Annotated in this window: 22 protein-coding genes; 6 read left to right on the top strand and 16 right to left on the bottom strand. The window is 56.1% G+C overall.

The genetic code is table 11. The annotated features are described in order from the left end of the window. Positions 1-43: 43 nt before the first annotated feature. Positions 44-556, top strand: a complete 513-nt coding sequence (gene dalA, locus G560_RS0107410; RefSeq protein WP_028913838.1) for a divisome-associated lipoprotein DalA — start codon at positions 44-46, stop codon at positions 554-556. Positions 557-634: 78 nt separating this feature from the next. Here the strand turns inward: dalA and G560_RS0107415 are convergent, their stop codons facing one another. From G560_RS0107415 to hslO, 8 genes are all read right to left on the bottom strand, one after another. After that, on the bottom strand, positions 635-1141 hold the full coding sequence (locus G560_RS0107415; protein WP_022703682.1) for a L,D-transpeptidase family protein: 507 nt from the start codon (positions 1139-1141) through the stop codon (positions 635-637). Between the two features lie 83 nt (positions 1142-1224). Next, complete coding sequence (locus tag G560_RS0107420; RefSeq protein WP_022703683.1) at positions 1225-2034, bottom strand: ion transporter; 810 nt, start codon at positions 2032-2034, stop codon at positions 1225-1227. Between the two features lie 38 nt (positions 2035-2072). After that, positions 2073-3293, bottom strand: coding sequence for a class I SAM-dependent RNA methyltransferase (locus tag G560_RS0107425; protein ID WP_022703684.1), 1221 nt, complete (start codon positions 3291-3293; stop codon positions 2073-2075). Further along, complete coding sequence (locus G560_RS0107430) at positions 3290-5134, bottom strand: ABC transporter ATP-binding protein (RefSeq protein WP_022703685.1); 1845 nt, start codon at positions 5132-5134, stop codon at positions 3290-3292. The genes G560_RS0107425 and G560_RS0107430 overlap by 4 nt, the downstream gene beginning before the upstream one ends. Then, entirely contained in the window at positions 5131-6975 is a 1845-nt protein-coding gene (locus G560_RS0107435) for an ABC transporter ATP-binding protein (protein ID WP_022703686.1), read from the bottom strand. The genes G560_RS0107430 and G560_RS0107435 overlap by 4 nt, the downstream gene beginning before the upstream one ends. Before the next feature lie 64 nt (positions 6976-7039). Next, positions 7040-8167, bottom strand: coding sequence for a CCA tRNA nucleotidyltransferase (locus G560_RS0107440; protein ID WP_022703687.1), 1128 nt, complete (start codon positions 8165-8167; stop codon positions 7040-7042). After that, positions 8167-8754 carry a CoA pyrophosphatase gene (locus G560_RS0107445; protein ID WP_022703688.1) on the bottom strand — a complete coding sequence of 196 codons (588 nt, stop codon included), beginning with the start codon at positions 8752-8754 and terminating at the stop codon, positions 8167-8169. Before G560_RS0107445 ends, G560_RS0107440 begins: the two co-directional genes overlap by 1 nt. Next, positions 8751-9740, bottom strand: coding sequence for an Hsp33 family molecular chaperone HslO (gene hslO, locus G560_RS0107450; RefSeq protein ID WP_028913839.1), 990 nt, complete (start codon positions 9738-9740; stop codon positions 8751-8753). The genes G560_RS0107445 and hslO overlap by 4 nt, the downstream gene beginning before the upstream one ends. A gap of 77 nt (positions 9741-9817) precedes the next feature. Here hslO and G560_RS0107455 point away from each other — a divergent pair, with 77 nt between their 5' ends. Further along, positions 9818-10264 (top strand): NUDIX domain-containing protein, encoded by a 447-nt coding sequence (locus G560_RS0107455; protein WP_022703690.1) that lies wholly within the window; start codon positions 9818-9820, stop codon positions 10262-10264. Positions 10265-10270: 6 nt separating this feature from the next. Here the strand turns inward: G560_RS0107455 and G560_RS0107460 are convergent, their stop codons facing one another. Continuing rightward, entirely contained in the window at positions 10271-11557 is a 1287-nt protein-coding gene (locus G560_RS0107460; RefSeq protein ID WP_022703691.1) for a PP2C family protein-serine/threonine phosphatase, read from the bottom strand. Between the two features lie 36 nt (positions 11558-11593). On the opposite strand from G560_RS0107460, the gene G560_RS0107465 reads away from it, so the two are divergent. Beyond that, the gene (locus tag G560_RS0107465) at positions 11594-12037 is read left to right on the top strand and encodes an Hpt domain-containing protein (protein WP_338053583.1); all 444 of its coding nucleotides are present in this window, start codon (positions 11594-11596) and stop codon (positions 12035-12037) included. 1 nt (position 12038) lies between these two features. Here G560_RS0107465 and ilvA read toward each other — a convergent pair whose 3' ends face one another. After that, on the bottom strand, positions 12039-13286 hold the full coding sequence (ilvA, locus tag G560_RS0107470; RefSeq protein ID WP_022703693.1) for a threonine ammonia-lyase IlvA: 1248 nt from the start codon (positions 13284-13286) through the stop codon (positions 12039-12041). A gap of 132 nt (positions 13287-13418) precedes the next feature. Between ilvA and G560_RS0107475 the strand changes: the two genes are divergently transcribed. Beyond that, on the top strand, positions 13419-14660 hold the full coding sequence (locus G560_RS0107475; protein WP_028913842.1) for an argininosuccinate synthase: 1242 nt from the start codon (positions 13419-13421) through the stop codon (positions 14658-14660). A 124-nt stretch (positions 14661-14784) separates the two neighbouring features. Here G560_RS0107475 and G560_RS0107480 read toward each other — a convergent pair whose 3' ends face one another. The 3 genes from G560_RS0107480 to G560_RS0107490 form a co-directional block, all read right to left on the bottom strand. After that, entirely contained in the window at positions 14785-15195 is a 411-nt protein-coding gene (locus G560_RS0107480) for a DUF7282 domain-containing protein (protein WP_022703695.1), read from the bottom strand. Positions 15196-15285: 90 nt separating this feature from the next. Further along, positions 15286-16011, bottom strand: a complete 726-nt coding sequence (locus G560_RS0107485) for a sulfotransferase-like domain-containing protein (protein WP_022703696.1) — start codon at positions 16009-16011, stop codon at positions 15286-15288. A 95-nt stretch (positions 16012-16106) separates the two neighbouring features. Next, entirely contained in the window at positions 16107-17006 is a 900-nt protein-coding gene (locus G560_RS0107490; RefSeq protein WP_022703697.1) for a D-amino acid aminotransferase, read from the bottom strand. Positions 17007-17123: 117 nt separating this feature from the next. On the opposite strand from G560_RS0107490, the gene msrA reads away from it, so the two are divergent. After that, positions 17124-17744 (top strand): peptide-methionine (S)-S-oxide reductase MsrA, encoded by a 621-nt coding sequence (msrA, locus tag G560_RS0107495; RefSeq protein WP_081647624.1) that lies wholly within the window; start codon positions 17124-17126, stop codon positions 17742-17744. Here msrA and G560_RS0107500 read toward each other — a convergent pair. From G560_RS0107500 to G560_RS0107510, 3 genes are all read right to left on the bottom strand, one after another. Next, positions 17741-18607, bottom strand: coding sequence for a ribokinase (locus tag G560_RS0107500; RefSeq protein WP_022703699.1), 867 nt, complete (start codon positions 18605-18607; stop codon positions 17741-17743). The genes msrA and G560_RS0107500 overlap by 4 nt on opposite strands. Positions 18608-18713: 106 nt before the next feature. Further along, a complete protein-coding gene (locus tag G560_RS0107505) occupies positions 18714-20972 on the bottom strand; it encodes an NADP-dependent malic enzyme (protein WP_028913845.1) in 2259 nt (752 codons plus the stop codon). A gap of 108 nt (positions 20973-21080) precedes the next feature. Further along, entirely contained in the window at positions 21081-22811 is a 1731-nt protein-coding gene (locus G560_RS0107510) for a glycosyltransferase family 61 protein (protein ID WP_022703701.1), read from the bottom strand. 150 nt (positions 22812-22961) lie between these two features. Here G560_RS0107510 and mutS point away from each other — a divergent pair, with 150 nt between their 5' ends. After that, on the top strand, positions 22962-25589 hold the full coding sequence (gene mutS / locus G560_RS0107515; RefSeq protein WP_022703702.1) for a DNA mismatch repair protein MutS: 2628 nt from the start codon (positions 22962-22964) through the stop codon (positions 25587-25589). Positions 25590-25614 lie beyond the last annotated feature (25 nt).

Below are 25614 nucleotides of genomic sequence, written 5' to 3' on the forward strand. Positions count from 1 at the left end.
AAACGGCTAAAGACAGGGTTCGCTTGCACCGAATGGAAATGTAATGAACGCTTTGTCAATCGTCGCCGTCTGTGCGTCCCTTGCGCTTGCCGCATGCGGCACAGGCAACCAAGTCAGGGTCGGCAGCGATGGCCGCCCTTTACCGCAGGTTTACCGCATTTCTGGCGCACAAGAGGCCAAAATACCCTTTCGCCTGCTTGATTCGGTTAACGCATTGCGCGCCGCAAAAGGTGCAGGCCCGCTGCAGTTCAACGCCCAGCTGAACGCCGCAGCCGCAACCCATTCCCGCGATATGTCGGTTCAGAATCGCCCTTGGCATTTTGGCTCTGACGGCTCCTCGCCTTTGGACCGCGTTGGCCGCGTTGGCTACACTGGGCGGTTGGTTGGCGAGAATATTTCTGAAACATTTGAAACAGAGCTTGAAACGCTGTCGGCATGGATGAGTGAGGCAGACACCCGTGAAATCATCATGGATCCGCAAGCCCGCGAAATTGGCTTTGCTTGGTTCCAAGAGCCAACTGGCAAGATCTGGTGGACGATGGTGACTGGCGGTTAATCAACGGCACTATTTTTAACAAAAAAGCCCCAAGCGACCGAATACGGAGCTTGGGGCTTTTTCTATGAAATTGCGTCCCTAAGGCTTGATCAAAATCGGCGTGCCATTACGCACCATCGCATAGATGTCTTCCATCTGCCGATCGGGCACTGCAATACAACCCCAAGTCCAGTCCCCTTTGTTGTCACCACGGTAGCCCGTTTTGCCGTGGATAAAAATCTCGCCGCCGGGCTTTTTGCCCTGCGACTCAGCATATGCAATATCCGCTTTGTTCGGATAGCTGATGCCAATTGACAAATGGAACCGGCTTTTTGGATTGCGACGATCAATGAAATAGGCGCCTTCCGGCGTTTTTCCATCGCCTTCGAATTGCTTGTGGCCCTCGGCAGCAAACCCAAGCGAGATTTTATAAGTCTTTAACACCCGATCATTGTGGAAAAGCTGCATTTTGCGCGCACCTTTTTCGACAACCACACTTGTCACCGCAGGGCCATTATAGGTGCGAAATTTTGGGTCACGACCACCGCCACAGGCAGCCAGACCCAGAGTCAAAAAAAGTGCTGCAACCAGCTTTAGCGCCCGCATAGTCTGCCCCGATATCCGCATACCCGTGAATTCAAGCACTGTTATCCTGATCAGGCCTGCTTGCCTAGATCAGTCGACTCACCTCACGATTGGTTTATTTTGGCTGGCGCGTCGGCCCGTCCCTGCTGATCGGCAAGGCGTTGTTCAATTGCAACGAGGCGCGCGATGACATCCTCGCGGTATTGGTCAGTCCGCTCGTTATCGGCTTGATTATGCGCGTCTTGCATCGAATTCACGATCAAACCGACCAACAGGTTTACCACCGCAAATGTCGTCATCATAATAAAGGGCACAAAAAACGCCCACGCATAGGGGTATAGCTCCATAACCGGGCGCACGATGCCCATAGACCAGCTTTCCAAGGTCATGATTTGAAACAAGGAATAAGCAGAGCTGCCAATGTCGCCAAACCACTGCGGAAAGCTTTGGCCAAACAGTTTTGTAGCCATCACTGACCCGATATAAAAAATAATCGCCATCAATACGAAAACCGATCCCATGCCGGGCAATGCCGTCACAAAGCCCTCGACCACACGGCGCAGGGATGGGGCCACCGAAATGACCCGCAAAAGCCGCAAAATCCGCAACGCCCGCAGCACCGACAGCGTTTGTGCACCTGGCATGATGGCGACACCTACAACGATCAGGTCAAACACATTCCAGCCCGATTTGAAAAAGCGCAAATCAAACGCGTAGAATTTCAACGCGATCTCAATAATGAAAATCGCCAGACACAGCTTATCGAGCAATGTGATCAGCGGCCCGAACTGCACCATCACGGACTCGGATGTTTCCAGCCCGAGAATCACAGCGTTAAACAGAATTACCCCCAGAATGAACCTCTGGGCGTAAGATGTATCGATCCATGTAGCGACGCGCGCGCGAAAAGTCATATCAGGCTCACTCAATAACGGTTGGTTGCGACGATATCTTACAAGCTGAATCGCGCGGCAAGCTCTACATGGGATGACCAACGGAATTGATCAACGGGTTGCACCCAATCAAGGCTGTATCCTGCCGAAATAAGGGTTTTTGCATCGCGGGCAAAGGTGACGGGATTGCACGACACATAGGCAATCACTGGCACTTTGGACCCAGCCAGCGTTTTGGTCTGCGCTTCCGCCCCGGCGCGCGGTGGGTCAATCACCACGGCCTGCACCTTTTTGAATTCATCCGGCTCCAGCGGGCGGCGGAACAGGTCACGGACCTCGGATGTAATGCGCTTCAATCCATCGGCCTGCCGCCAGCCTTTATCCAGTGCCGCAATCATCGCGGCATCACCTTCAACCGCGTGAACTTCGGCCTGTTCGGACAAAGGCAAAGCAAAGGTGCCAGAGCCTGCAAACAGATCCGTAATCCGCTTGGCACCACCCACGGCATCCTGCACAGCAGTCAGCAAATCGGCCTGCCCTTGCTCGGTTGCCTGCAAAAAAGCACCGGGGGGCGGGGCCACCATCGCGCGGCCCATTGCCTGCATTGGTGCTGTGCGCAAGGCGACACCTTCACCATCCCACGTCAGGCGCGCCAATCCATGCGCCTCGGCCACCCGCGCCAGTTCCAGCCGCAATTGCCCGTCCAGCGGCTTGCCACCCGTAACCGACGCATCCGCCCCCGCCAAGCTGCGCGTGATGGTCAGGGCCAGTTCAGTTTTCCGCGACCCGCCAGTCACCACCAACGCCTCGAGCGCCGGAAACGCCGCCATCAGGTCAGGGTGCAACAGCAAGCAATTGGGCACAGCGACCAAGGCATCGGACCCGCGCGCATGAAACCCAATCATAGCACCGCTTTTGGTCCGCCTACCGGCAAGCGTGGCACGGCGGCGCGATTTGGGAGGCGAAGTCAGGATCGGCCGCAGCGGCACGTCCAAACCTTGACCTGCAAGCGCGGACCGCACCACTTCGGTTTTCCACGCCACCACAAAGTCATCTGTGGCGTGCTGCATCAAACAACCGCCACAGGTACGGGCATGCGCACAGGGCGGGCGCACACGATCCGCCGAAGGCGTGACAATCCGCGCATTCAGCAGCTTGTCGCCTTTCAGTTCACCTTCAACCACCTCACCCGGCAGCACTTGCGCCACAAAGATAGGGCCATTTTCGCCCTGTGCGATGGCGTCACCCAAATGGCCCAGTCGTTCGATGGTTAAAATCACTCTGCCGCCTCTTCCGATCCGATGAACCCGCCGGATTGGCGGTTCCAATAGCGCGCATAAAGGCCATTCATGGCCAAAAGCGCCTCATGACTGCCTTCTTCGACTATGCGGCCATTGTCCAGCACCACAATACGGTCCATCGCGGCAATCGTGGACAAACGGTGCGCAATTGCCAGCACGGTCTTGCCTTGCATGACCTTGCCCAGCGTATCCTGAATCGCTGCCTCGACTTCACTATCTAACGCCGAAGTCGCCTCATCCAGCACCAAAATCGGCGCATCTTTCAGAAAGGTTCGCGCCAGCGCGATCCGTTGCCGCTGCCCGCCCGACAGCTTTACCCCGCGTTCACCCAGATAGGCGTCATAGCCCTTGCGGTCATTGTGGTCGATCATATGTTCGACAAACTCATGTGCCTCGGCGGCGCGGGTCGCCTCGATAATCTCGGCCTCATCCGCATCGGGGCGGCCATATTTGATGTTGTCGCGGGCAGAGCGGTTGAACATCGCGGTTTCCTGCGTGACCATACCAATCTGCTGCCGCAGACTTTCTTGCGTAACCTCACGCACATCCTTGCCATCAATCAAAACAGCGCCTTTTTCGGTGTCATAGAGCCGTAATAGCAACGAAACCAACGTCGATTTACCCGCCCCCGACGCGCCCACAATGCCCAGCTTTTCACCTGCCTGAATGGTAAGGTTGATATGCTCGACCCCGCCGCGCTTGCGGCCGTAAGCAAAGGACACATCCTGAAACGTCACAGCACCTTTGACGCGCGGCAGGTCAACCGCGTCGGGCGTATCGGCCAAGGTGTGCGGAATAGACAAGGTGCGCATGCCATCCTCCACCTCACCAATCGCGGTATAAATCGACATCAGGGTAAAACTAACCCAGCCAGACATTTGCGCGATCCGCATCGAAATGGCACCCGCCGCCGCAATCGCGCCCGCCGTAGCCATACCCTGCGACCACAGCCACAGGGTGCCACCAATCAGCATGATGGGCAGCGCGCCCGACAGCGTCATCAAGGCAAGGCGAAACAGGGTAGAAATTTGGCCGAATTCAAGTGATCGATCGCGAAACACCTGCATCGCCCTCAGCGCGACTTTGTCCTCAAACGCGGCATGGGCGAACAGTTTGACGGTTTTGATATTGGTGATCGTATCAACCACCTGCCCCGTCACCATCGCCCGCGCCGATGCCCGCGCCGCCGAATTGACCCGCACCAAGGGCATGAAAAATCGAATTGTCAGCACATAGGCAACCAGCCAAACCGCCAGCGCCAGCGCCGCACGGTAATCGACCGAAACCAAAAACACGATCGACCCAACAACCGATGCCAAGGCAAAGGCCACGGTGTTAATCACCTCGGTCGCCACGTCCGTCACCGCTCGCGCCGCCTGCATCTGTTTTTGCGCAATCCGACCCGCAAAATCATTGTCAAAAAATGTTACCGCCTGCCCCAATGTCCAGCGGTGCAAACGCGACAACACCAGCGGCAACACATTCGGCCCCACGATGATAGAGTTTGACGCCGCCGATGCCGCAAAGGCCAAAGGTCGGACGATTAGGTAAAACCCGATAAACCCGAACAGCAACCAAAACTGTTCTGCAAAGAACACCTGCGCACCGCTTGCCAGTGCTGCATCAATTACCCAGCCAAGAAACAGCGCCGAAATCACCTCCATCGCGCCGGCAATCGCCGACAGCGCGCCTGCGATCCACAGCATTGGCCAGCTACCGCTAAGACACCAGCGAAAGAACGCGGCCAGTTTTTGCGGTGGGGGGCCGTCTGCGGGGCGAAACGCCTCAATCAAGCCGCCGATGCGGGTTACGATGTTCATTCCATGTCCTCTTCGGTTCCCAGAAACCCGCCAGATTGTCGGGCCCAGAACTTGGCATATAGCCCGCCTTGCGCCAAAAGCGCGGCATGGTTGCCAATCTCGGCAACCATGCCATCCTCCAGCACCACGATCCGGTCCATCGCAGCAATCGTGGACAAGCGATGCGCGATGGCTATCACCGTTTTACCCTCCATCACACCGTAAAGCGTGTCTTGGATGGCCGCTTCGACTTCACTATCCAGTGCACTTGTCGCCTCATCCAAAATCAAAATAGGCGCATTTTTCAGGATAACACGGGCAAGCCCAATGCGTTGACGCTGCCCGCCGGACAGTTTCACACCACGTTCACCGACATGGGCGTCATAACCTTGTCGCCCTTCAGGATCTTCCAAATCAAGGATAAACGCGTGCGCCTCGGCGTGCCGCGCGGCCTCCAACATTTCTTCCTCGGTCGCGTCCGGCCTGCCGTACATGATGTTTTCGCGGACAGATCTGTGCAGCAGGCTGCTGTCTTGCTGGACCATCCCAATATGCCCGCGCAAACTGGCTTGTGTCACACCCGCAATATCCTGCCCATCAATCAAAATCTGCCCCGCCTCGGCATCATAAAACCGCAGCATCAGCTTGACTAAGGTCGATTTCCCCGCACCCGAGCGCCCAACAAGCCCCACCTTTTCCCCCGGCGCGATGGTCAATGACACGTCCTGCAACCCGCCACGCCCGCGCCCGTAATGGTGACTAAGCCCCACCAATTCTATGCGCCCTTTGTCTAGCTTCAACGCCTCCGCACCGGGCTTGTCCACCAACCCAATCGGCTGCGCAATGGTTTCCATCCCTTCGGCAACCACGCCCAGCGCCTGCACCAAACTGGTCGTCGCCCACATGATCCAATAGGTCATATTGTTCAACCGCAGCACCAGCGCCGTCGTCGCTGCCACCACACCCACACTGGCCTGCCCGTGATACCACAGCCACAAAACATAGCCTGTGACGGCCACAATCAGCCCGCCATTCAAAATGGTCAGCACCACATCCATTGTCGTGATGACCCGCATTTCATGGGCAAAGGTACGGCGCGCTTCCTCGATCGCCTCCTTGGCATAGGCCAATTCGCCATCATGATGCGTGAACATCTTGACCGAATGAATGTTGGTATAAGCATCTACAACCCGTCCCGTGACCGCCGACCGCGCATCCGAACTGGCCTTGGCAGCAGGCCCCGCACGCAGCAACGTCCAACGCACCAAAACCATGTACAGCACAAACCAAACCAGCAGCGGGATAATCAGGCGTGGGTCAGCATCGGCCAGCAAAAACCCGGCTCCAACAAACATCACAGATGAAAACGCAACCGCGTCAAAGGTTTGAAACACCGCATCTCCGGCGGCGGGCGGGGTTTGCATCACTCGGTTGGCAATACGCCCAGCAAAATCTGATTCGAACCAGCCAACCGGCTGCGCCAACACATGCCGATGCGCCCTCCAGCGGATCAGCGTGCCAAAATTCGGTAAAATCGCATTGTGCAGCAGCGCAGTATTCAGCCCCGCAAACAAAGGCCGGATCAACAAAATCGCAAGCCCAACACCCACGATTTCCATGCCTCGCGCCGCCCAAACCTGTGCCGGACCATCGGAGGCCAAGAAATCGACCATCCTCCCGATATACCAGATCAGAACGAGGTCCATAGATGCCATGATCGTCGACAAAACCGCCGTTATCGCAAAAACCTTATGAAATGGCCGGATATATTCGCGCAAAAACGGCCAGAGCTTGCGCGGCGGCGTGTCCGATTGCGGATACGCGGCATATGGATCAATCAGGCCTTCAAAATACCGAAACACTGGCCTTCGCCCCTTTGCTCTAGTTATGCCCGATATAGCCGCCCATCACTAAAAAGGAAAACACTCAGGCCAAAAGCGCGGTTTTCGACAAAGCAAAGCCTGAATCAACCCAGCGCTGTTCCAACAGACGCAATTGATCACCCAAGGCCTTGCCTTGATACTGCGCCATCAGGTCTGCAGCATCTACAGGAAACTCTGCGCCTGCACCTTTGGCAATATCTGCCTGCCAGTTTGCTGGCGGCTCTGCCTCAAACAGGGCCGCACAGCACAGAATGACCATCTCGGCAACCTCAACCCCGTGCCTATACCCAAGCTCTTGCGGCGGCCTCAGCCGTTCCACTTCCTCACGAATCAAAATCACACGCGCCAAGTCCGCACGCGACAGTCGCAAGGTCTCAACAGCCCCCCCAAGCACGGCAAGGCGCGCAACCCAGGAACGCATGCCAAAATGCACCAAAACAGGCAAAGCCTTGGCATCGGCACCCGGCAAAGCGGCCGCCAAAACGCCCGATTGTGCCATGCTCGCGACCGCCAAAGAAGGGTCAGGTGCAGACAACAATTTGCAAATCTCAGCCCCGACCCGTTCGCGCGAAAGCGTCTCTATGCCTGCGGAATGTGCAGCACAGGCCGCCAAACCTTCGGCATCTACACCTTGCGCAGGGTCGCCGTACCAAGCGAAAAAACGGAAAAATCGCAAAATGCGCAAGTAGTCTTCCGTAATGCGCGCATCGGCATCGCCCACAAACCGCACCCGCCGCGCCAAAAGGTCTGGCAGGCCGCCAAGCGGATCAACGACCGTCCCATCCGCGCGCGCATAAAGCGCGTTCATCGTGAAATCGCGCCGCGCTGCATCTTCAACCACCGAAGTTGAATAGCGCACAATGGCATGGCGGCCATTCGTTTCGATGTCTTGGCGAAAGGTCGTCACCTCGTGCACCCCACCTTGCGCAATGACTGTGACAGTGCCGTGATCAATACCCGTCGGGATTACCTTGAAACCGGCATTTTGTGCAAGATTAGTGACTGTTTCTGGCGTTGCATCTGTTGCAATATCAATATCGTTTACCGGCGCGCCAATCAGGGCATTGCGTACACACCCCCCCACAAAAAGCGCCTGAAACCCACTCGATTCCAACGCAAGACATAAGGCTTGCGTACCTGCATGCTGCAACCAATCGCCCTGAACCTGCATCATGACATCCTTTCGGCAAGCCCGCGCAGAATACGCGCCGTGGCGCCCCAAATGTAATAGGGGCCGTAAGGCACAGTATAGTAGCGCCGCATCTCACCACGCCAAAACCGCGCTTCTACCCGAAAATTTGCTTGGTTGGTTACAAAGTTCAACGGAACCAAGAAGACTTCATCCACCTCGCCCAGCTCTGCCACAGTGTCAAACGGTGCCGTTACTCGTGCCAAGATCGGGGTGACGGTGAACCCAGTGACAGTCTCATGAGTCGGTAATGTACCTATGATCCGGACCAAAGACGGCGGCAAACCCACCTCTTCATTTGCTTCTCGCAACGCAGCGGCCGCTGGGCCGGCATCCGAAACCTCAACCTTTCCACCAGGAAAAGAAATTTGCCCGGGGTGGTGCTTCAGATGCGACGACCGCTTGGTCAGCAAAACGCGCGGCCCATCGCCCAAATCCTGCACCGCAACCAAAACGGCTGCGGCGCGCAGTTTCCGCCCCTCGGGCAAGACAAAACCGGGGTTCAGGTCAAAATCCGATGATGTGCCGGTCTCGCGCGTAACGGCCCGGCCCAAAGCATCCTCAATCATCCCACGTCATTTGCCCCCGTCCCTAACGTTTTCGGGTCCAGCACATAATGCGCCCCGCAGAACTGACAGTCCGCCGTCAAAATGCCCTCTTCCGTCGTCATCTCGGCTATGTCTTCCCGCCCATAGATTGAAAGAGACTGCCGAACACGGTCTTCGGAACAGGTGCAGCCAAAACGAATCGGTTGCGGGTCAAACACGCGGGGTTGCTCTTCATGAAACAGGCGGATCAGCAGGTCGGTCGGCGCCACCTCTGGCCCCATCAGTTCTTCTTCCTCGACAGTATCCAGCAAAAGATTGACGCGATTCCAGTGCTCACCCTCGTCGCCATCCAGCAAATCCTGATGCGCCAGCAAACCGTCATCGCCTGAGCCGCCTTCCCCCTGAACCGAAGGAGAAGCCTTTGGCATCATTTGCAACATCACGCCACCGGACCGCCACATAGCAGCCTCGCCCGGCAAGGTCGTCTTGCCAAAGCTAAGCTGAAAGCGGGTCGGAAGCTGTTCGGACTGCGCAAAATACGTCTCGGCACAATCGGAAAGCGACTTTCCAGCAATTGGGGTAATCCCTTGATAGGGCACCATTCCTTCGCCCTGATCAATTAGAATAGCGAAAAAACCTTTACCAATCAGGTCAAACGGCGCCGCATCGCCCAAATCCGCGTCACGGTCATATCCGGCATAAGCCCGAACCCGTGCAGGCTCGCCATCATCGGTTGGGCCGTAATAATCAGTCGCAATCATGGTCACAGGCCCGTCACCGCGAATCTGCAGCGACAATTTCCAGCGCAGTTTGATCGTTTGCCCGATCATCGCGGTCAAAAGCGTGGCTTCGGCAACCAGCGCCTCGACCTGTGGTGGATATTCATGTTGCTTCAGCACAGACTCCAACGCAACATCCAGGCGCGCAACACGGCCACGAATGTCTGAATTATCAAGCTGAAAAGGTAGGACGGTATCGTCCCAAGCGATTTTTGTTCCGATGGTCATGGGGGTTCCCTTGGCAAGCCAGCCTTGGCATACCGCGAACATATAGGTACGGCAACCACAGGACCAAGGGCTTATCCATGATCAAATGTTACGGAGACACACCAAAACCCGGTCAACTTTACAAAAAACGCCCTGGGGTCTATGCAATTTTGCTACGGAACCGAGAAGTTCTGGCCACACACCAAGCCCAACCAGACTCCGAAATTCAACTCCCCGGCGGCGGCATTGACCCTGGCGAGAATCCGATTGCGGCGCTTCACAGAGAGATTTTTGAAGAAACCGGCTGGCATATGGCCCTTCAATATCGCTTTGGCATCTTCAGACGCTTCACTTTCATGCCCGAATACAACATATGGGCCGAAAAAATCTGCACCATTTATGTAGGCCGTCCTACGTTGCAAATAGCCGCCCCACCAGAACCGGGGCACACGCCGCTTTGGCTGCCACTTTCAACCGCCGCAAGTGCCCTCGGTAATCCCGGCGATCGCGCGATGATGAACCGCTTTGCCCAGATAATGCGATAGGCAGCCCTAACCTTTGAACAAAAACAGCGCGCCAGACACGTCATCCGGAAAATCCTCACCGTCGAAATAGGTCGCAAGGTCCCAGACAAGCGCCTCTAACAAGGCGGGATTCTTCATTTTGCGATTCGCCAGCAGGATCCGCGTTAACCCCTCTTCACCCAACTCCTCACCTTCAGACGACGGACATTCGGTCACCCCATCCGACACGAGAAACAAGCGATCCCCCGGAAGCAGCTGCGCCTCGACCCGTTCATAAACCGCGCCGGGAATCAGACCAATCGGCATCCCGCCAGCACCAATATATTCAACAGCGCCGCTTGAACGGATCAGCGCCGGATGCGGATGCCCAGCTTGAACAAGCGCCACCTGCCCCGTTCGCAAATTGATGTCCGCATAAGCAAGGGTGAAATATTGCTCGACCTGAATGTTCTCAAACATCATTCGGTTCAGTCGCGCAGCGACTTCTTCAGGTGGGTGAGCATCTTGCTCGCCAAAGGCGCCCTCGGTCAGTGCCACATTCTGATCTGGCGAAGATCCAGACAAAAGCCCCGACAGCCGCGCCGTCATCATGGCGGATGCAACGCCGTGACCGGAAACATCGACCGAATAGACCCCGATTCGATGTGGATTAATTTCAAAAAAACCGACAAGATCACCGCCCACATGCCCCGAAGGCCGCAGCAACGCAGAAACCTCACCCCGCCCAAAATCACGATGTCGTTCGCGAACCAGGGTTTGCTGCAGTTTTCGCGCCTCAATCAGATCACGATCCAGCGAATCATATACTTTTTGCAACTCGTCCAAGGTCGACCCGATAAGCCGGTTCTTTGTCATCAACTCGAATTGCATACCCAAAATCCGTTCACCTGCGCGCAATCTGGCACGAAGCTCATCCGAATTCACCGGCTTGGCGAGAAAGTCATCGGCGCCGCAATCCAACCCGTCCGCAATCTCTCCCTTTTCGGATTTCGAAGTTAAAAGAATGAAATACCCGTATCCATCGCGCGGCATTGCCTTGAACGCGCGGCAAAATTCAAGTCCGTCCATTTCCGGCATCATCCAATCACTCAGCACGAAATCAAACGCCGCCTCCTGGCAGCGCGCCAATGCTGTCACCCCGGAATCAGCCTCTGTCACCCGATACCCGCCGCGCTCCAGCGCAAGCACTAAAATTCGCCGTTGCGCCCTACTGTCATCCACCACTAAGACATGCCGCCCAAACGCCTTTTCATGCGCAATTACATTATTCTTTTGCTGTTTCAGTTTGGCGGCCACGGCGTTTCCTTTGCGCATCTCGCTATTTATGTGCCGCACAAATATTAAAGGCGTATGAAGCCTAAAATTTGCACTTTGAAGCCTCTTCAAAATTATAAAATGTTAAACTTCCTCGCCCAGATTCGTATGACTGGGAAAGCTTGGGTAAATAACGTGAGGGTTGCTATGATTGATTGGGGTCGTGTGCGCGAACTGCGCGATGAAATCGGGACAGAGGATTTTGCTGAAGTTGTTCAGCTTTTTTTGGAAGAGACAGATGAAGTTGCTGAAAAGATTCGCTCTGCCATGCCTGAACGCGATATTGAATCCGCGCTACACTTTCTGAAAGGCAGTGCACTTAATCTTGGTTTTAGGGAGCTTGCAAGCATGTGCCAAGTTGGAGAGAAATCTGCAGCTATGGGTCAGTTTGAAACAATAGATTTGAATCAAGTTATTGCTATTTATGAAAAATCAAAATCCGCATTCGATATCGGTCAAAAAGCCGAAAGCGCCGCCTGAATCACACTAAGAATTCGGCGAGAGCCTCGTCTGCTGTAATATCCCGAAAACTAAAACCAGCTTTGCCCATATTGTCAAATAATTGGCGAAAATTATCAGCACTTTTTGTCTCGATGCCAATCAGAACAGACCCAAAATTTCGAGCGGATTTTTTCAAATACTCGAACCGCGCGATATCGTCATCAGGACCAAGCATCATAAGAAACTCACGCAATGCGCCAGGGCGTTGCGGCATGCGTAAAATAAAGTATTTCTTGAGTCCGGAATAGCGCTGCGCGCGCTCTTTTACCTCGGGAAGACGTTCAAAATCGAAATTCCCGCCAGAGGTAACGCATACGACCGCCTTACCCCGAATCTGGTCAGACAATTCTGGCAACACATCGACAGACAAAGCACCAGCTGGCTCCAATACAATCCCTTCGACGTTCAGCATTTCCAGCATTGTCACGCAAATCCGGTCTTCTGGTGCCAAAAGCACATGGGCCGGATCCACCCATTTCAAAAAATCATAGGTACAAACCCCAAGGCGCGCGACTGCAGCACCATCAACAAAAGAATTCACTCTGGAAATCGTTGTCGGTCCGTCATGCGCAAGGGCTGCGGTCAGGCTGGCGCCACCCACAGGTTCGACAAACCTGAATTGCGTTTTGGGAGATTCAGCGCGCATGTAGGCGGTTACACCCGACGCAAGCCCGCCCCCGCCAACAGGCAAAACAACCAAATCCGGCGCGCGGCCAAGTTGCTCTAGCATCTCGACAGCAACACTGGCCTGCCCTTCAATCACATCGGGGTCATCAAAAGGCGACAAAAAATGCGCATTTTGGTCGGTACAAAAATTTTGCGCGGCAGCAAGGGTTTGGTCAAAATAGTCGCCGGTCAAAACAATATCGACACTATCACCGCCAAAAACGCGCGTTTTTTCGATCTTTTGCTGTGGAGTCGTGACAGGCATAAAAATTGTGCCCTGTACGCCAAAATGCCGGCAGGCATAAGCAACGCCCTGCGCGTGGTTGCCCGCGCTGGCGCAAACAAACACCTGTTGCGCCGGATTGGTCGCACGCACCTTGCGCATCGCATTCACCGCACCACGTATTTTGTAAGAGCGAACAGGTGCCAAGTCCTCACGCTTCAGCCAAATTTCGGCATCATACTGTGCAGATAAATGGTCATTGCGCTGCAAAGGCGTCGGATCAAAAAGATCACGCAAAGCAGCTGTGGCAAGGCGGGCATTGGTGGCAAAATCACTCATATCCGTGATTAGACCCAAGCTGGCTGCAAAGACAAGTCTATGTACAACAGGATTTGTGCGTCAGATACGGCAGCGCGCTTGCCCTTGCCCGCTTTTGTCAGTAATTGCGGGGAAATTGCGAAGGAGAAGCCCATGTCTGCCGCCACAAAGTTTGCCCCGAAAAAAGTCGTTCTCGCCTATTCCGGTGGCCTTGATACGTCGATCATCCTGAAATGGTTGCAAACCGAGTATGGCTGCGAGGTTATTACCTTCACCGCCGATCTGGGTCAGGGCGAAGAGCTGGAGCCAGCCCGCGAAAAAGCCGTGCTGTTGGGGATCAACCCCAAAAATATCCACATCGAAGATGTCCGCGAAGAGTTTGTGCGCGATTTCGTATTCCCGATGTTTCGCGCGAATGCATTGTATGAAGGGCTGTATCTGCTCGGCACGTCTATCGCGCGGCCGTTGATTTCCAAGCGATTGGTAGAGCTGGCGCATGAGCACGGGGCCGATGCGGTGGCCCACGGGGCGACAGGCAAGGGCAACGATCAGGTTCGGTTTGAATTGTCAGCCTATGCTTTGGATCCGGCAATCAAGGTGATCGCGCCGTGGCGGGAATGGGATTTGACCAGCCGGACCAAGCTGCTGGAATTTGCCGAGACGAACCAGATTCCGATTGCGAAGGATAAGCGCGGCGAAGCGCCGTTTTCGGTGGATGCGAATTTGCTCCACACCTCGTCCGAGGGCAAAGCCTTGGAGAACCCGGCCGAGCAGGCACCGGAATATGTGTATCAGCGGACCGTGGCGCCCGAGGATGCCCCGAATACGCCCGAGTATATTGAAGTGACGTTTGAAAAAGGTGACGCGGTTGCGATCAATGGTGAGGCGATGAGCCCTGCCACGATTTTGACCAAGCTGAATGAGCTGGGCGGCGCGCATGGGATCGGGCGGTTGGATTTCGTGGAAAACCGTTTTATCGGGATGAAATCGCGCGGGATTTATGAGACCCCCGGCGGGACCATACTTTTGGAGGCCCACCGCGGGATCGAGCAGATCACGCTGGATTCAGGGTCGGGTCATTTGAAAGACAGCATCATGCCGCGCTATGCCGAGCTGATTTATAACGGTTTCTGGTTCAGCCCAGAGCGGGAAATGTTGCAGGCTTTGATTGATAAGAGTCAGGAAAACGTGACCGGAACCGTGCGGTTGAAGCTGTATAAAGGGGTCGCGAGCGTTGTGGGCCGCTGGTCGGATTATTCGCTTTATTCTGAGGCTCACGTCACGTTTGAAGACGATGCCGGGGCTTATGATCAGAAAGACGCGGCTGGGTTTATTCGGTTGAATGCCCTGCGTTTGAAATTGATCGCGACCCGAAATGCCCGCGTAAAGAGGTAAATGTTCGCGCGCGGACAAAACGGGAAACCTTTGTAATTATTGGGCTTTACGATTTTTGTTTACCAAATTTTAACGCGGACGCAGTTGCCTGCGCCCGCGTTTTTGATTGTGCGAAAAGATCAAATTAATCGACGGTGATAACCGTCATCACCAGTTTGCCGTCAATCTTGATCGGGCCGTCCTCTTTGGCGCCCAGCGTGTATTCAAAATTGCCGACAAGATTGCCGCCATCTTCGCCGTGGACCATCAGCATCAGCATATCGCCCGAGGCAACAGGTTCGGTCAGGATGGCTGCAACGTCCATCGTTTCCCCTTCACGGATCGGGGCATAACCGACCACCGGGCCGGGCTTCATTTCGGCGTTTGTGCGGTGAACGACCAGCCAGCCGTTTTGCGCGGCGGTGATCTTTTCTGCCGAAACGATGCCGTTTGATACGTTCTGATTGGAGGCCATTACGCCTTGGCTCATATCGCCCGCTGCAAATGCGGTGCCTGCGGACAAAACAACAGCGGCAAGGGTGGTAAAGAGTTTCATAAGAGCTTTCCTTTGATGGTTTCGGGTATCACAGGCGAAGCTACGGATGGGGTTGGCAAAAAGTTTCAGACCGAGGCAATAATTTTGCCCTTAGGGCGCGGGAAGTTTGAACGCCTTTATCGCATCATAAAGCGGAAGGGCCGCTGCCAGAAGGTCTGTGTATTCGAGCGGAAGAGTTGGGACCGGGCCTTCAGCCTCCTCAAACGCCGTTGAGCGGTGAACCGCGCCGTACCAATGGGAGGCCCAGACGCCATCGGACGCGTGGCCGCCTGCGGGCCAGTTTAACATTTTGTCAGTGTAAGGGATGTTCAGCGCCGTGCAGAGCTTGGCCAGCATTGCGGCGGGGTTGGCGCGGATATCATAGCTGTCGATCACGATGGGCGCGCGGCCGAGACGGTTGGATTCGCGTTCAAACAAGGCGGCTTGTTGCGGAAAGCCGATGTCGGTGAGGGTTGGCCCCTGCCGTTTACGGGCATAGGAGGCAATGACGCGGGCGGGGTGGCGGATGAGGAAGACGTTTTCGCAACTTTCCATCCACCCAAGGTCCATGTTTGGCAGCATGTGGTGGGTCATGTGTTTTTGGTAAAAAATCGGGTGCTGGGCGGGGTTAGGGCCGGTGAGTTGGGCCGCGACCTGTGCCGGATTGGTGGGCTGACTGGCGAGAATTTCGGCGTTCATCGGGTGGATGATGCCGGTTTGCGCGAGGTATGCAGCGTAAAAGGGTTCATCGACCACGGCGCAATCGCCCCTTGCCGCAAAGCTGTACATCAAGGCGGTTGAGAGGTTGCGGGGGCCGGACCACATGGCGATTTTCATAGTAAGAATTCCGTTTTATTGACGGACCGAGCGGGGGTTTCACACCCCCGCACCCCCGTGGGATATTTTTTAACAGAAAAAGGCGCGGGGCGGGGTTAGGCACCGACGAGGGTTTTGTAGAGAGTGCGCAGGCGTTGGGTGACGGGGCCCATGTCGCCTGTACCGATTTGACGGCCGTCGATTTGGCTGACGGGGGTTTGGGCGCCGAAGGTGCCTGTCAGAAACGCTTCATCCGCCGAGTAAGTATCGACCAATGAGAAGTTGCGTTCAAACACGGGAATGTCGTTGGCGCGGCACAGGTCGATGACCTTTTGGCGGGTGATGCCGTTCATGCAGTAGTCACCCGTGCTGGTCCAAACCGCGCCTTTTTTGACGATGAAGAAGTTGCAGGCGTTGGTGGTGTTTACGAAACCGTGGGCATCTAACATCAGCGCCTCGTCCGCGCCGGCCTTTTCGGCGGCGATGCAGGCGAGGATGCAGTTGAGTTTGGAATGGGAGTTAAGTTTCGGGTCCTGGGTCATGGGCAGGCCACGCATATGGGGCACTGTGGCGAGGCGGATCGGGCGCGGGATTTTGGGGCGCGAGTGTTCCATGATGATGGTGATGGTTGGCCCCTGGCGCGATAGGCTGGGGTGTTGGAAGGGGCGGGTTTTGACCCCGCGCGTGACCATAAGGCGGGCGTGGGCATCGGTGGTCATGTGATTTGCGGCCTGAGTATCGGTGAGGGCGGTCAGGAGTTGGGCGCGGGTCATACCGATATTTAGGTCGATGGCTTTTGCCGCCTCGAACAGTCGATCGAGGTGTTCATCGGCGAAAGACCAAGTGTTGTTATAGAGGCGCAGACCTTCCCAGATGCCATCGCCGAGCATGAAGCCGCTGTCATAGACCGAGACGAGCGCTTGCGCCTTGGGCAGGAGTTTGCCGTTCAGCCAGATGAGGATTTGTTCATTGCGCGCGTCTTCTTCGGCGGCGTGGGTGGTGATGTGGTCAGTCATATAGCCCCCTGTTTTGCGGCAGGTTAGGAGCATCACCTTGCCGTGACAACAGGAGTGTTGAGTTGATTTATGGGCATTGGGCGAGGCAAGCATGGGGGACATGGAGGATTGGTTATGATGAAATGGGTTTTACTGGCGTTGGCGATGACGGCGGGTGGCGCGCAGGCGGCAACGGAAAGAGCGATTGTGGCAGGTGGCTGCTTTTGGTGTGTGGAGTCGGATTTTGAATCTGTGCCGGGCGTGAAATCGGTGGTGTCTGGTTATACCGGGGGGACGACGGCGAACCCGACCTATAAGCAGGTTGGGAAGGGCGGGACGGGGCATTACGAGGCGGTCGAGATTACGTTTGATAATGCCAAGGTCAGCTATGCCAAGATTTTAGAGCTGTTTTTCCGGTCGGTCGATCCGACGGATGCAGGGGGGCAGTTTTGTGACCGTGGCGACAGTTACCGCACGGCGGTGTTTCCGCTGAACGCTGGGCAAAAGGCGGTGGCCGAGGCCGAAAAGGGACGCGCGGCGGCGGATTTGCGGCGCAAGATTGTGACACCAGTGGTGGATGCGGGGCGGTTTTATAAGGCCGAAGCGTATCATCAGGATTATTACAAGGGCAGCAATATCGTGATCACGCGACGCGGGCCCAAAGCGCAATCAGAGGCGTATAAGTTTTACCGGACAGCCTGCGGGCGGGACAAGCGCGTGAAGCAGCTTTGGGGCAAAGCGGCGGCTTTTGCCCATTAAGGGGCTGTGCTGAGGAAGCTGTCGACCTCGGCCGCGGTTGGCATGGCCGATGCGGCGCCGTTGCGGGTGACCTGAAGGGCGGCGGCGGCGGTGGCGCGTTGAAGCGCGTGTTCGCGAGAGAGGCCGGCATCAAGGGCGGCGGCGATTGTGCCTGCGAAACAATCGCCTGCGCCTGTTGTATCGACGGGCGTTACGGGGAAGGCCGGGAGGGTGAGGGGGGGTGCGTTGAGGCTGTGCCATTCCGCGCCATCCGCGCCTTTGGTGATGATCACGTCGCACTCTGGCAGATGGCCGAGGGCGTCGACCATTTCGGCGGCTTCCCATTCATTCATCATCAGAAGGGTGGCGTGGGGGATCGCCTCTTGCAAGGCAGCAAGGTCGAAAGGGGCGGGCGTGTAGAGAATGCGCAGGCCCATATCGGCGGCGAGGCGAAGGGAGGCGGATTGTGCCGAGGTTTCGTTTTGCATCAGGAGAATGTCGCTGGGACGAGCCGAGGCGAGGGCGCAGGCAACGTGGGAGTCGGAGATTTGACGGTTGGCGCCGGGGAAAAGAGTGATGGTGTTTTCGGCTGACGGGTCGACCTGAATGATGGCGTGGCCGGTGGGCGTGTTGATATTGGCGATGTTCGTCACATCAACGCCGTAGTTGGTAAGTTCTTCGAGCGCCCAGTTGGCATCACGGCCCATTGCGCCGATGTGGAAAACCTTGGCGCCTGCTTTGGCGGCGGCGACCGATTGGTTTGCGCCTTTGCCGCCCAGACCTTTGGAATAGTCGGTGGCGGCAAGGGTTTCACCTGGCCGTGCAAGATGCGGCACACGGTAGACATGGTCGATATTGATCGAGCCGAGGGTATAGATCGCCATATCAGTGCCTTTTTGGGTGGCACAGGGCAGGACCGGGGCACTGCCCCGGACCCCGGGATATTTGTGAACAGATGAAACGGGGCGTGTAAGGCCCCGTCAAGTTGTTTTACCCGACTTTGCAGGCGGCGAGAACCGCCATGTTCAAGATGTCATTGACGGTTGAGGCCGTGCTGCAGATTTGAACGGGGCGTTTTAGGCCTGTGAGGATTGGGCCGATCACGGTGGCACCGGCCATTTCCTGCATCAACTTGACCGAAATGGACGCAGAGTGGCGGGCGGGAACGACGAGAATATTGGCAGGGCCTGTCAGGCGGCTGAAAGGGTAATGCGCCGCGGCATCAGGGTTGAGGGCGACATCGACGGTCATTTCGCCTTCGTATTCGAAATCAACGCCGCGCTGATCCAGCACCTTTGGCGCGAGATGCATTTTGGTGGCGCGTTCCGACACCGGATAACCAAAGGTGGAAAAAGAGACGAAGGCCACGCGCGGCTCTAACCCCAGATTGCGGGCGACGCCTGCGGCTTTGGTGGCGATGGTTGCCAGATCTTCTGGTTCGGGCCATTCATGGACCAGCGTATCGGCGATCAGCACGATTTTGCCCTTGTGCAACAGCGCCGTCACACCAACGGCCCCATCGGTCGCCTTGGCATCAAACACATGATTGATCAGCGACAGTACATGCGCCGATTTGCGCGTGGCCCCCGTTACCAACCCGTCGCCGTGACCATGCGCCAGCATCAGGGACGCAAACACATGGCGGTCGCGCGCGGCAAGGCGGTGGATATCGGCGCGGTCGTGGCCATTGCGTTGCAGGCGTTTGTACAAAAACTCGCGGTAGGTTTCCAAATGGCGGGTGTTAGCGGCGTTCACCACTTCCAGCTCACGCACCGCTTCGCCCAATCCGGCGGTTTCCAGCTTTTCACGCACATCAGCCTCGCGGCCCACGACGATTGCCTTGCCAAGACCCGCGCGTTGATAGGCAACGGCAGCGCGCAAAACACGGGGGTCATCGCCTTCGGCAAAGATCATCCGTGCCTGTGCCTGACGGGCGCGGGCGTGGATGCCTTGCAGGATCGACGCGGTTGGGTCCATCCGTGATTTCAGGCTGAGTTCATAGGCGTGCAGGTCAATAATCGGGCGGCGTGCGACGCCGGTATCCATGCCGGCCTTGGCCACTGCGGGTGGAATCACATAGATAAGACGCGGGTCGAACGGCGTGGGGATGATGTAATCACGGCCAAACGACAGTTTGCGACCGTAGGCCATTGCCACCTCATCCGGCACATCCTCGCGCGCCAGTTTTGCCAAAGCATTGGCGCAAGCGATTTTCATTTCGTCATTGATGGCACGGGCGTGGATATCCAGCGCGCCGCGGAACAGGTAGGGAAAGCCAAGAACGTTGTTCACCTGATTTGGGTAATCCGAGCGGCCTGTGGCGACGATGGCATCGGGGCGCACGGCGTGTGCTTCCTCGGGCGTGATTTCAGGATCGGGGTTGGCCATTGCGAAAATAACAGGGTTTTCCGCCATACTCGTGACCATTTCAGGTGTAACAGCGCCCTTGGCCGAGACACCAAGGAAGACATCGGCACCGTCCATTGCCTGCTCTAATGTGCGCAGATCAGTGTTGGCGGCATGGGCCGATTTCCATTGGTTCATGCCTTCGGTGCGACCCTGGTAGATCACGCCCTTGGTATCGCACATGATGCAATTATCGTGTTTCGCGCCCATGGATTTGAGGAGTTCGAGGCAGGCGATGCCCGCCGCCCCTGCCCCGTTCAAAACGATCCGAACATCGCCGATTTTCTTGCCTGACAGTTCAAGCGCGTTGATAAGGCCTGCGGCACAAATCACAGCAGTGCCGTGCTGATCATCATGGAACACAGGGATATCCATGATTTCCTTGAGCCGTTGTTCAATGATGAAACATTCCGGGGCCTTGATATCTTCAAGGTTAATGCCGCCAAAGGTGGGGCCCATCATCGCCACAGCTTTGATAATTTCATCCGGATCTTCGCTGTCGAGTTCGATATCAATGGCGTTCACATCGGCGAAACGCTTGAACAGCACCGCCTTGCCCTCCATCACCGGTTTCGAGGCCAGCGCGCCAAGGTTACCCATGCCCAGAATCGCGGTGCCGTTGGAAATAACGGCGACCATGTTGCCCTTGACGGTATAGTCATAAGCGGTTTCAGGATTGTCGGCGATGGCCTGAACCGGCACGGCGACACCCGGCGAATAGGCGAGCGACAGATCGCGCTGCGTGGCCATAGGCGTGGTCGCGACGATTTCGTATTTACCGGGCTTGGGCTCTAGGTGATAGGCAAGCGCCTCTTCGGGGGTTACGCGGGTTTTGGACGACATATTTGCGATATCCTGACTGATTTGCGCAATATTAGGGGGCGGCAGCGCAGGGCACAACGCTGTTAGCGCCAGACAGTTTTGAACACAGGCGCTTTGGCCCAATTGCGGCTAGGCAAGCTGCAACATCCATGGCTTGGATTTGGTCAGGGCTGCATAGCGTTTGGGGAAATCGTGGCGAAGACAGGCAAGCGCCCATGTGATCACATCGGGTTTGTCGCATTTTTTCGCACACCAAATCATGCGCACAAGCGTTTGCCAGCGCTCTCGGTCCGCCTCATAGGCAAGGTGAAGCGCAAAGAGTTCTGAGTGATTTTCTTGCCGGTGCTTGTGGCAATCGGCCTTTGCAAGGCAAAGACCAAGATGGCCATTTATGAGGTGATTATGGTTTTCGAGGAGCTGCCAAGCGCGGTCATATTCGCGTACAGCCATCAGGCGATGAACAAGGGGGTAAAGGCTTTGCGCCGTGGAAAGTTGCGGCAGTTTACCCATAATAGAGACGATAAAGCTCATCACCTCGGCTACCCCACCATCGGACAAAGCGACGGGAACAATTCCGTCCAGATCAAAGGAGGGGCTGGTCAGCGGGTCGGGTTTGTTGAAATCCGCAAAGAAGCTGACGTAACGACAGCCCGATGCATGGGCGAGGCTGCGAAAATCGCCCCAACGAAATACGGCAGTTTGCAGGGTGCCGAGCTCTAGCACATAGGCTTGCGGGCCAGCGAACAGCATATTGGTAAAACCGGCACCGTGATACGAGACCATCATGTCCGCATTCGCCATGATCGCAATTTGTTCCAGCGGGGTCAGGCTTTCAAACACAACATAGTCGAAGCCGAACAGTTGAAGCATTTCATACAGCTTTTCCCCGCCACTCATATCGCGTTTGCGGCTTTTGCGATCATCACGGCCCACAAAGAAGCGCTTGGGTAAGTAGCTGAAATCCTTTCCATCTATTGCCTGAAGCGCGCGTTTTCGTAAGGCGGTTAGACCCGAGTGGAAGCTGTTCATCGACAAAATGGCTTGCGAGCCGCGGTAGGCATCGTGCCCACGAAACATGGCGTCGGAGGGGGCAAATTCGGTCACAGAGCCGACGACATCAGGAGGAAACTGGAAATAGGCGCAAAAGAAGTCGAAGGCTGTGATCACAAGATCATAGTCTTTGGGCGAACGTTCAAGGAAAACGCGGCCATCCAGTTCGGGGAACAACGCGGCGACGAAATCCATGACAAAAGGGCGGGTTTTATCTGGGTTGTTGGGGAAGTGGAAAAAGACATCGCCTTGGAAGCCAGCATCAACCAAAGCCGCAAGCTGTGAGAGGGATTCTGTGATGAAATGGTAGTAGTTGAAGGTGTTCCGACATTCGATCGCGATGGCAATACTCGCGGGGTGGCCGCCTTGCCAAAGGGGGATGCTGGCAGTGGTATTCAGGCTCTGACATTGCTGAAAATAGGCAACAAGCTGATCTTCGGGATCAAAATCATCATCCTCGTTTTCCCAACAGTAACGGTTCAAAAGGCGAATGCCTGACGCCCCACTTAGCAGGCACTTACCATTGACCAGCGAAAAGGATTTGCGAAAAGACGCTTGCTGCAAGAGGACGGGAACGGTGTTGAACTCGATCGCTTTGGAAAAGGCTTTGTGACGATCCATGACAGTCAGATAGGCTTGGATCTTGTGGTTAATCTCGGCATGCGCGCTTACGGCAAAGCCTTGTATCAACGCAGGTTCCACCGGCCGCCAGACAAAGTCAGCAGGGCGCAACAGCGACATGCCCACCTCTTGGGCGGGATTCAGGAACAAATCCTGTGACGGTTGGGTAAAGCTGATCTGATTGCGCATTCTTCTTACAACTTTGGGCGGCGAGGTCGCTAAACCCCAAGATGTCCTATTTCACTGCCAAAGGTCTACCTGATTTAGCAGGGTTTGCCAAAGCCCCTTCCCCCGTGCCCTATGGTTTTGTAGGGTCAGGGCCAAACCAGGGGGTGGGCCGTGAACACAGAAACCGTGACGCCAATGATGGCGCAATATCTGGAGATAAAGGCGCGGCACAGGGATGCGCTGCTGTTTTACCGGATGGGCGATTTCTATGAAATGTTCTTTGAGGACGCGGTCAATGCGGCCGCAGCCTTGGACATTGCGCTGACCAAACGCGGCAAACATCTGGGCGAAGATATCGCGATGTGCGGGGTGCCCGTGCATGCCGCCGAAGGGTATTTGCTGACGCTGATCCGCAAAGGGTTTCGCGTCGCGATTGCCGAGCAAATGGAAAACCCTGCCGAGGCCAAGAAGCGCGGCGCAAAATCGGTTGTTGCCCGCGATGTTGTGCGCCTTGTCACCCCAGGCACGCTGACCGAAGACACGTTGTTAGATGCCCGCCGACACAACTTTCTGGCGGCATTCAGCGAAGTTAGAGACAGTTCTGCCCTTGCGTGGTGCGACATTTCGACTGGCGAATTTCGCGTTATTACCTGCCCTGCAACCCGTTTGGGTCCCGAACTCGCGCGCTTATCACCCAAAGAGTTGCTGGTAATAGACGGCTTTGACCTGACACTGGATGACGGACCCTCACTCACCCCGCTTGCGAAGTCGAGTTTTGATAGCACGGGCGCCGAACGCAAGCTGTGTGACCTGTTTGGCGTCGCGTCTCTAGATGCTTTTGGCCAGTTTGACCGCGCCGAGGTTTCTGCGATGGGTGCGCTGGTGGATTACCTTGACCTAACGCAGCGCGGCAATTTGCCCTTGTTACGGACCCCGGTCCAGGAAGATCCCGGAGGATTGATGCAAATCGATGCATCGACCCGGCGGAACCTTGAAATCACTTCGGCACTGTCGGGTGGCAAAGAAGGGTCTTTACTGTCGGCGATCGACCGCACCCTGACAGCGGCAGGCGGACGCTTGCTGGAACGCCGGCTGTCGGCACCATCACGGGATCTAATCACGATCCAAGACCGTTTGGATATGGTTCGTTATTTGCATGAACAGAGCCGCTTTCGGACTGATCTGCGGGATTTTCTGCGGCGCTGCCCCGATACGGATCGTGCATTGTCACGGCTTGCGTTGGATAGGGGCGGCCCGCGCGATTTAACCGCGATACGAACGGGATTGGAGCAGGCCAAGGCGCTGCATAAAACGATTGCCGACAAAGGCCCCGATCTTTTGCAACACGCCGCCAGTGCTTTGATTGGGCATGACGCGCTGTATGCGCTGCTTGATGCAGCTTTGGTTGCCGAGCCGCCACTGCTGCCCCGCGACGGCGGCTTTATCGCGGCGGGATATGACCCCGAATTGGATGAGGCGCGAAAACTGCGCGACGAAGGCCGCGCGGTGATTGCGGCGATGCAGGCCGATTACGTGGCGCAAACCGGAATTGGCGCCTTGAAGATCAAGCACAACAATGTGCTGGGGTATTTCGTCGATGTGACATCAACACATGCCGACAAAATGCTGTCGGCGCCACTGTCCGAGACGTTCATCCACCGCCAAACCACAGCGGGGCAGGTCCGGTTTACGACTGTGCCGCTATCAGAGATGGAAACCAAAATTCTGAATGCTGGCAACCTGACGCTGGAAATCGAAAAACGTCACTATTCCAGCCTGCGACAGGCCATTCTTGACAGTGCAGCGGCACTGTCTGCAACGGCTCGCGCGATTGCCGAGATTGATTTGGCCGCAGCTTTTGCAGATTTGGCAGCTGAGGAAAATTGGGCGGAACCCGTGGTCGATAACAGCCGCGCCTTCAAGATTGAAGGCGGGCGGCACCCTGTTGTAGAGCGTGCGTTGCGAAAACAAGGTGGGGCGCAATTTGTAGCGAATGATTGTGATGTTTCGGCAGGTGATACAGCGGCAATTTGGTTGCTGACCGGACCAAACATGGCGGGTAAATCAACCTTTCTACGGCAGAATGCGCTGATCGCGCTGCTGGCGCAGGCGGGCAGCTTTGTTCCGGCAAAAACTGCCCATATTGGCCTTGTTAGTCAGCTTTTTAGCCGCGTTGGTGCATCGGATGATCTGGCGCGTGGGCGGTCCACGTTCATGGTCGAAATGGTGGAAACAGCCGCGATTCTGCATCAAGCCGATGCGCGCGCCTTGGTGATTCTGGATGAGATTGGACGGGGCACGGCAACCTATGACGGGCTGTCGATTGCCTGGGCGACGCTGGAATATTTACACGATAAAAACCAATGCCGCGCCTTGTTTGCCACGCATTACCACGAGATGACATCGCTGGCGGGCAAGCTGGCGGGCGTGGAAAATGCGACCGTCACCGTCAAGGAGTGGGAAGGTGACGTGATTTTCTTGCACGAGGTGCGCAAGGGCGCGGCTGATCGGTCTTATGGTGTGCAGGTCGCGAGACTTGCGGGCCTGCCGGAGGCGGTGACCGATCGCGCGAAAGTGGTCTTGGAGGCGCTTGAGGCGGGTGAGCGGGATGGCGGCGGTAAGCAAAAAGCGCTGATTGATGATTTGCCGCTGTTTCGGATGTTGCCGCCTGCACCTGTGGCAAAGGCCGCAAAACCTTCCGAGGTTGAGGACCGATTGCGCGACGTGATGCCGGATCAGTTGACGCCTATGGAGGCGTTGAGCCTGATCTATGAGCTAAAGTCGCAGCTAAAATCATAGCTTGGCTTTCTTTTCGGTTCAAATA

The sequence above is a fragment of the Pseudorhodobacter ferrugineus DSM 5888 genome (assembly GCF_000420745.1).
Lineage (GTDB): Bacteria > Pseudomonadota > Alphaproteobacteria > Rhodobacterales > Rhodobacteraceae > Pseudorhodobacter > Pseudorhodobacter ferrugineus.

What these genes read in the sequence shown, in the direction of transcription:
- G560_RS0107415 (WP_022703682.1), bottom strand. Translation starts at nt 1,141, where the DNA reads ATGCGGGCGCTAAAGCTGGTTGCAGCACTTTTTTTGACTCTGGGTCTG.
- hslO (WP_028913839.1), bottom strand. Translation starts at nt 9,740, where the DNA reads ATGACCATCGGAACAAAAATCGCTTGGGACGATACCGTCCTACCTTTT.
- G560_RS0107420 (WP_022703683.1), bottom strand. Translation starts at nt 2,034, where the DNA reads ATGACTTTTCGCGCGCGCGTCGCTACATGGATCGATACATCTTACGCC.
- G560_RS0107485 (WP_022703696.1), bottom strand. Translation starts at nt 16,011, where the DNA reads ATGAAAATCGCCATGTGGTCCGGCCCCCGCAACCTCTCAACCGCCTTG.
- G560_RS0107490 (WP_022703697.1), bottom strand. Translation starts at nt 17,006, where the DNA reads ATGACTGACCACATCACCACCCACGCCGCCGAAGAAGACGCGCGCAAT.
- G560_RS0107510 (WP_022703701.1), bottom strand. Translation starts at nt 22,811, where the DNA reads ATGCGCAATCAGATCAGCTTTACCCAACCGTCACAGGATTTGTTCCTG.
- G560_RS0107455 (WP_022703690.1), top strand. Translation starts at nt 9,818, where the DNA reads ATGATCAAATGTTACGGAGACACACCAAAACCCGGTCAACTTTACAAA.
- G560_RS0107480 (WP_022703695.1), bottom strand. Translation starts at nt 15,195, where the DNA reads ATGAAACTCTTTACCACCCTTGCCGCTGTTGTTTTGTCCGCAGGCACC.
- ilvA (WP_022703693.1), bottom strand. Translation starts at nt 13,286, where the DNA reads ATGAGTGATTTTGCCACCAATGCCCGCCTTGCCACAGCTGCTTTGCGT.
- G560_RS0107475 (WP_028913842.1), top strand. Translation starts at nt 13,419, where the DNA reads ATGTCTGCCGCCACAAAGTTTGCCCCGAAAAAAGTCGTTCTCGCCTAT.
- dalA (WP_028913838.1), top strand. Translation starts at nt 44, where the DNA reads ATGAACGCTTTGTCAATCGTCGCCGTCTGTGCGTCCCTTGCGCTTGCC.
- G560_RS0107465 (WP_338053583.1), top strand. Translation starts at nt 11,594, where the DNA reads ATGAAGCCTAAAATTTGCACTTTGAAGCCTCTTCAAAATTATAAAATG.
- G560_RS0107440 (WP_022703687.1), bottom strand. Translation starts at nt 8,167, where the DNA reads ATGCAGGTTCAGGGCGATTGGTTGCAGCATGCAGGTACGCAAGCCTTA.
- G560_RS0107460 (WP_022703691.1), bottom strand. Translation starts at nt 11,557, where the DNA reads ATGCGCAAAGGAAACGCCGTGGCCGCCAAACTGAAACAGCAAAAGAAT.
- G560_RS0107445 (WP_022703688.1), bottom strand. Translation starts at nt 8,754, where the DNA reads ATGATTGAGGATGCTTTGGGCCGGGCCGTTACGCGCGAGACCGGCACA.
- msrA (WP_081647624.1), top strand. Translation starts at nt 17,124, where the DNA reads ATGAAATGGGTTTTACTGGCGTTGGCGATGACGGCGGGTGGCGCGCAG.
- G560_RS0107500 (WP_022703699.1), bottom strand. Translation starts at nt 18,607, where the DNA reads ATGGCGATCTATACCCTCGGCTCGATCAATATCGACCATGTCTACCGT.
- G560_RS0107430 (WP_022703685.1), bottom strand. Translation starts at nt 5,134, where the DNA reads ATGAACATCGTAACCCGCATCGGCGGCTTGATTGAGGCGTTTCGCCCC.
- G560_RS0107505 (WP_028913845.1), bottom strand. Translation starts at nt 20,972, where the DNA reads ATGTCGTCCAAAACCCGCGTAACCCCCGAAGAGGCGCTTGCCTATCAC.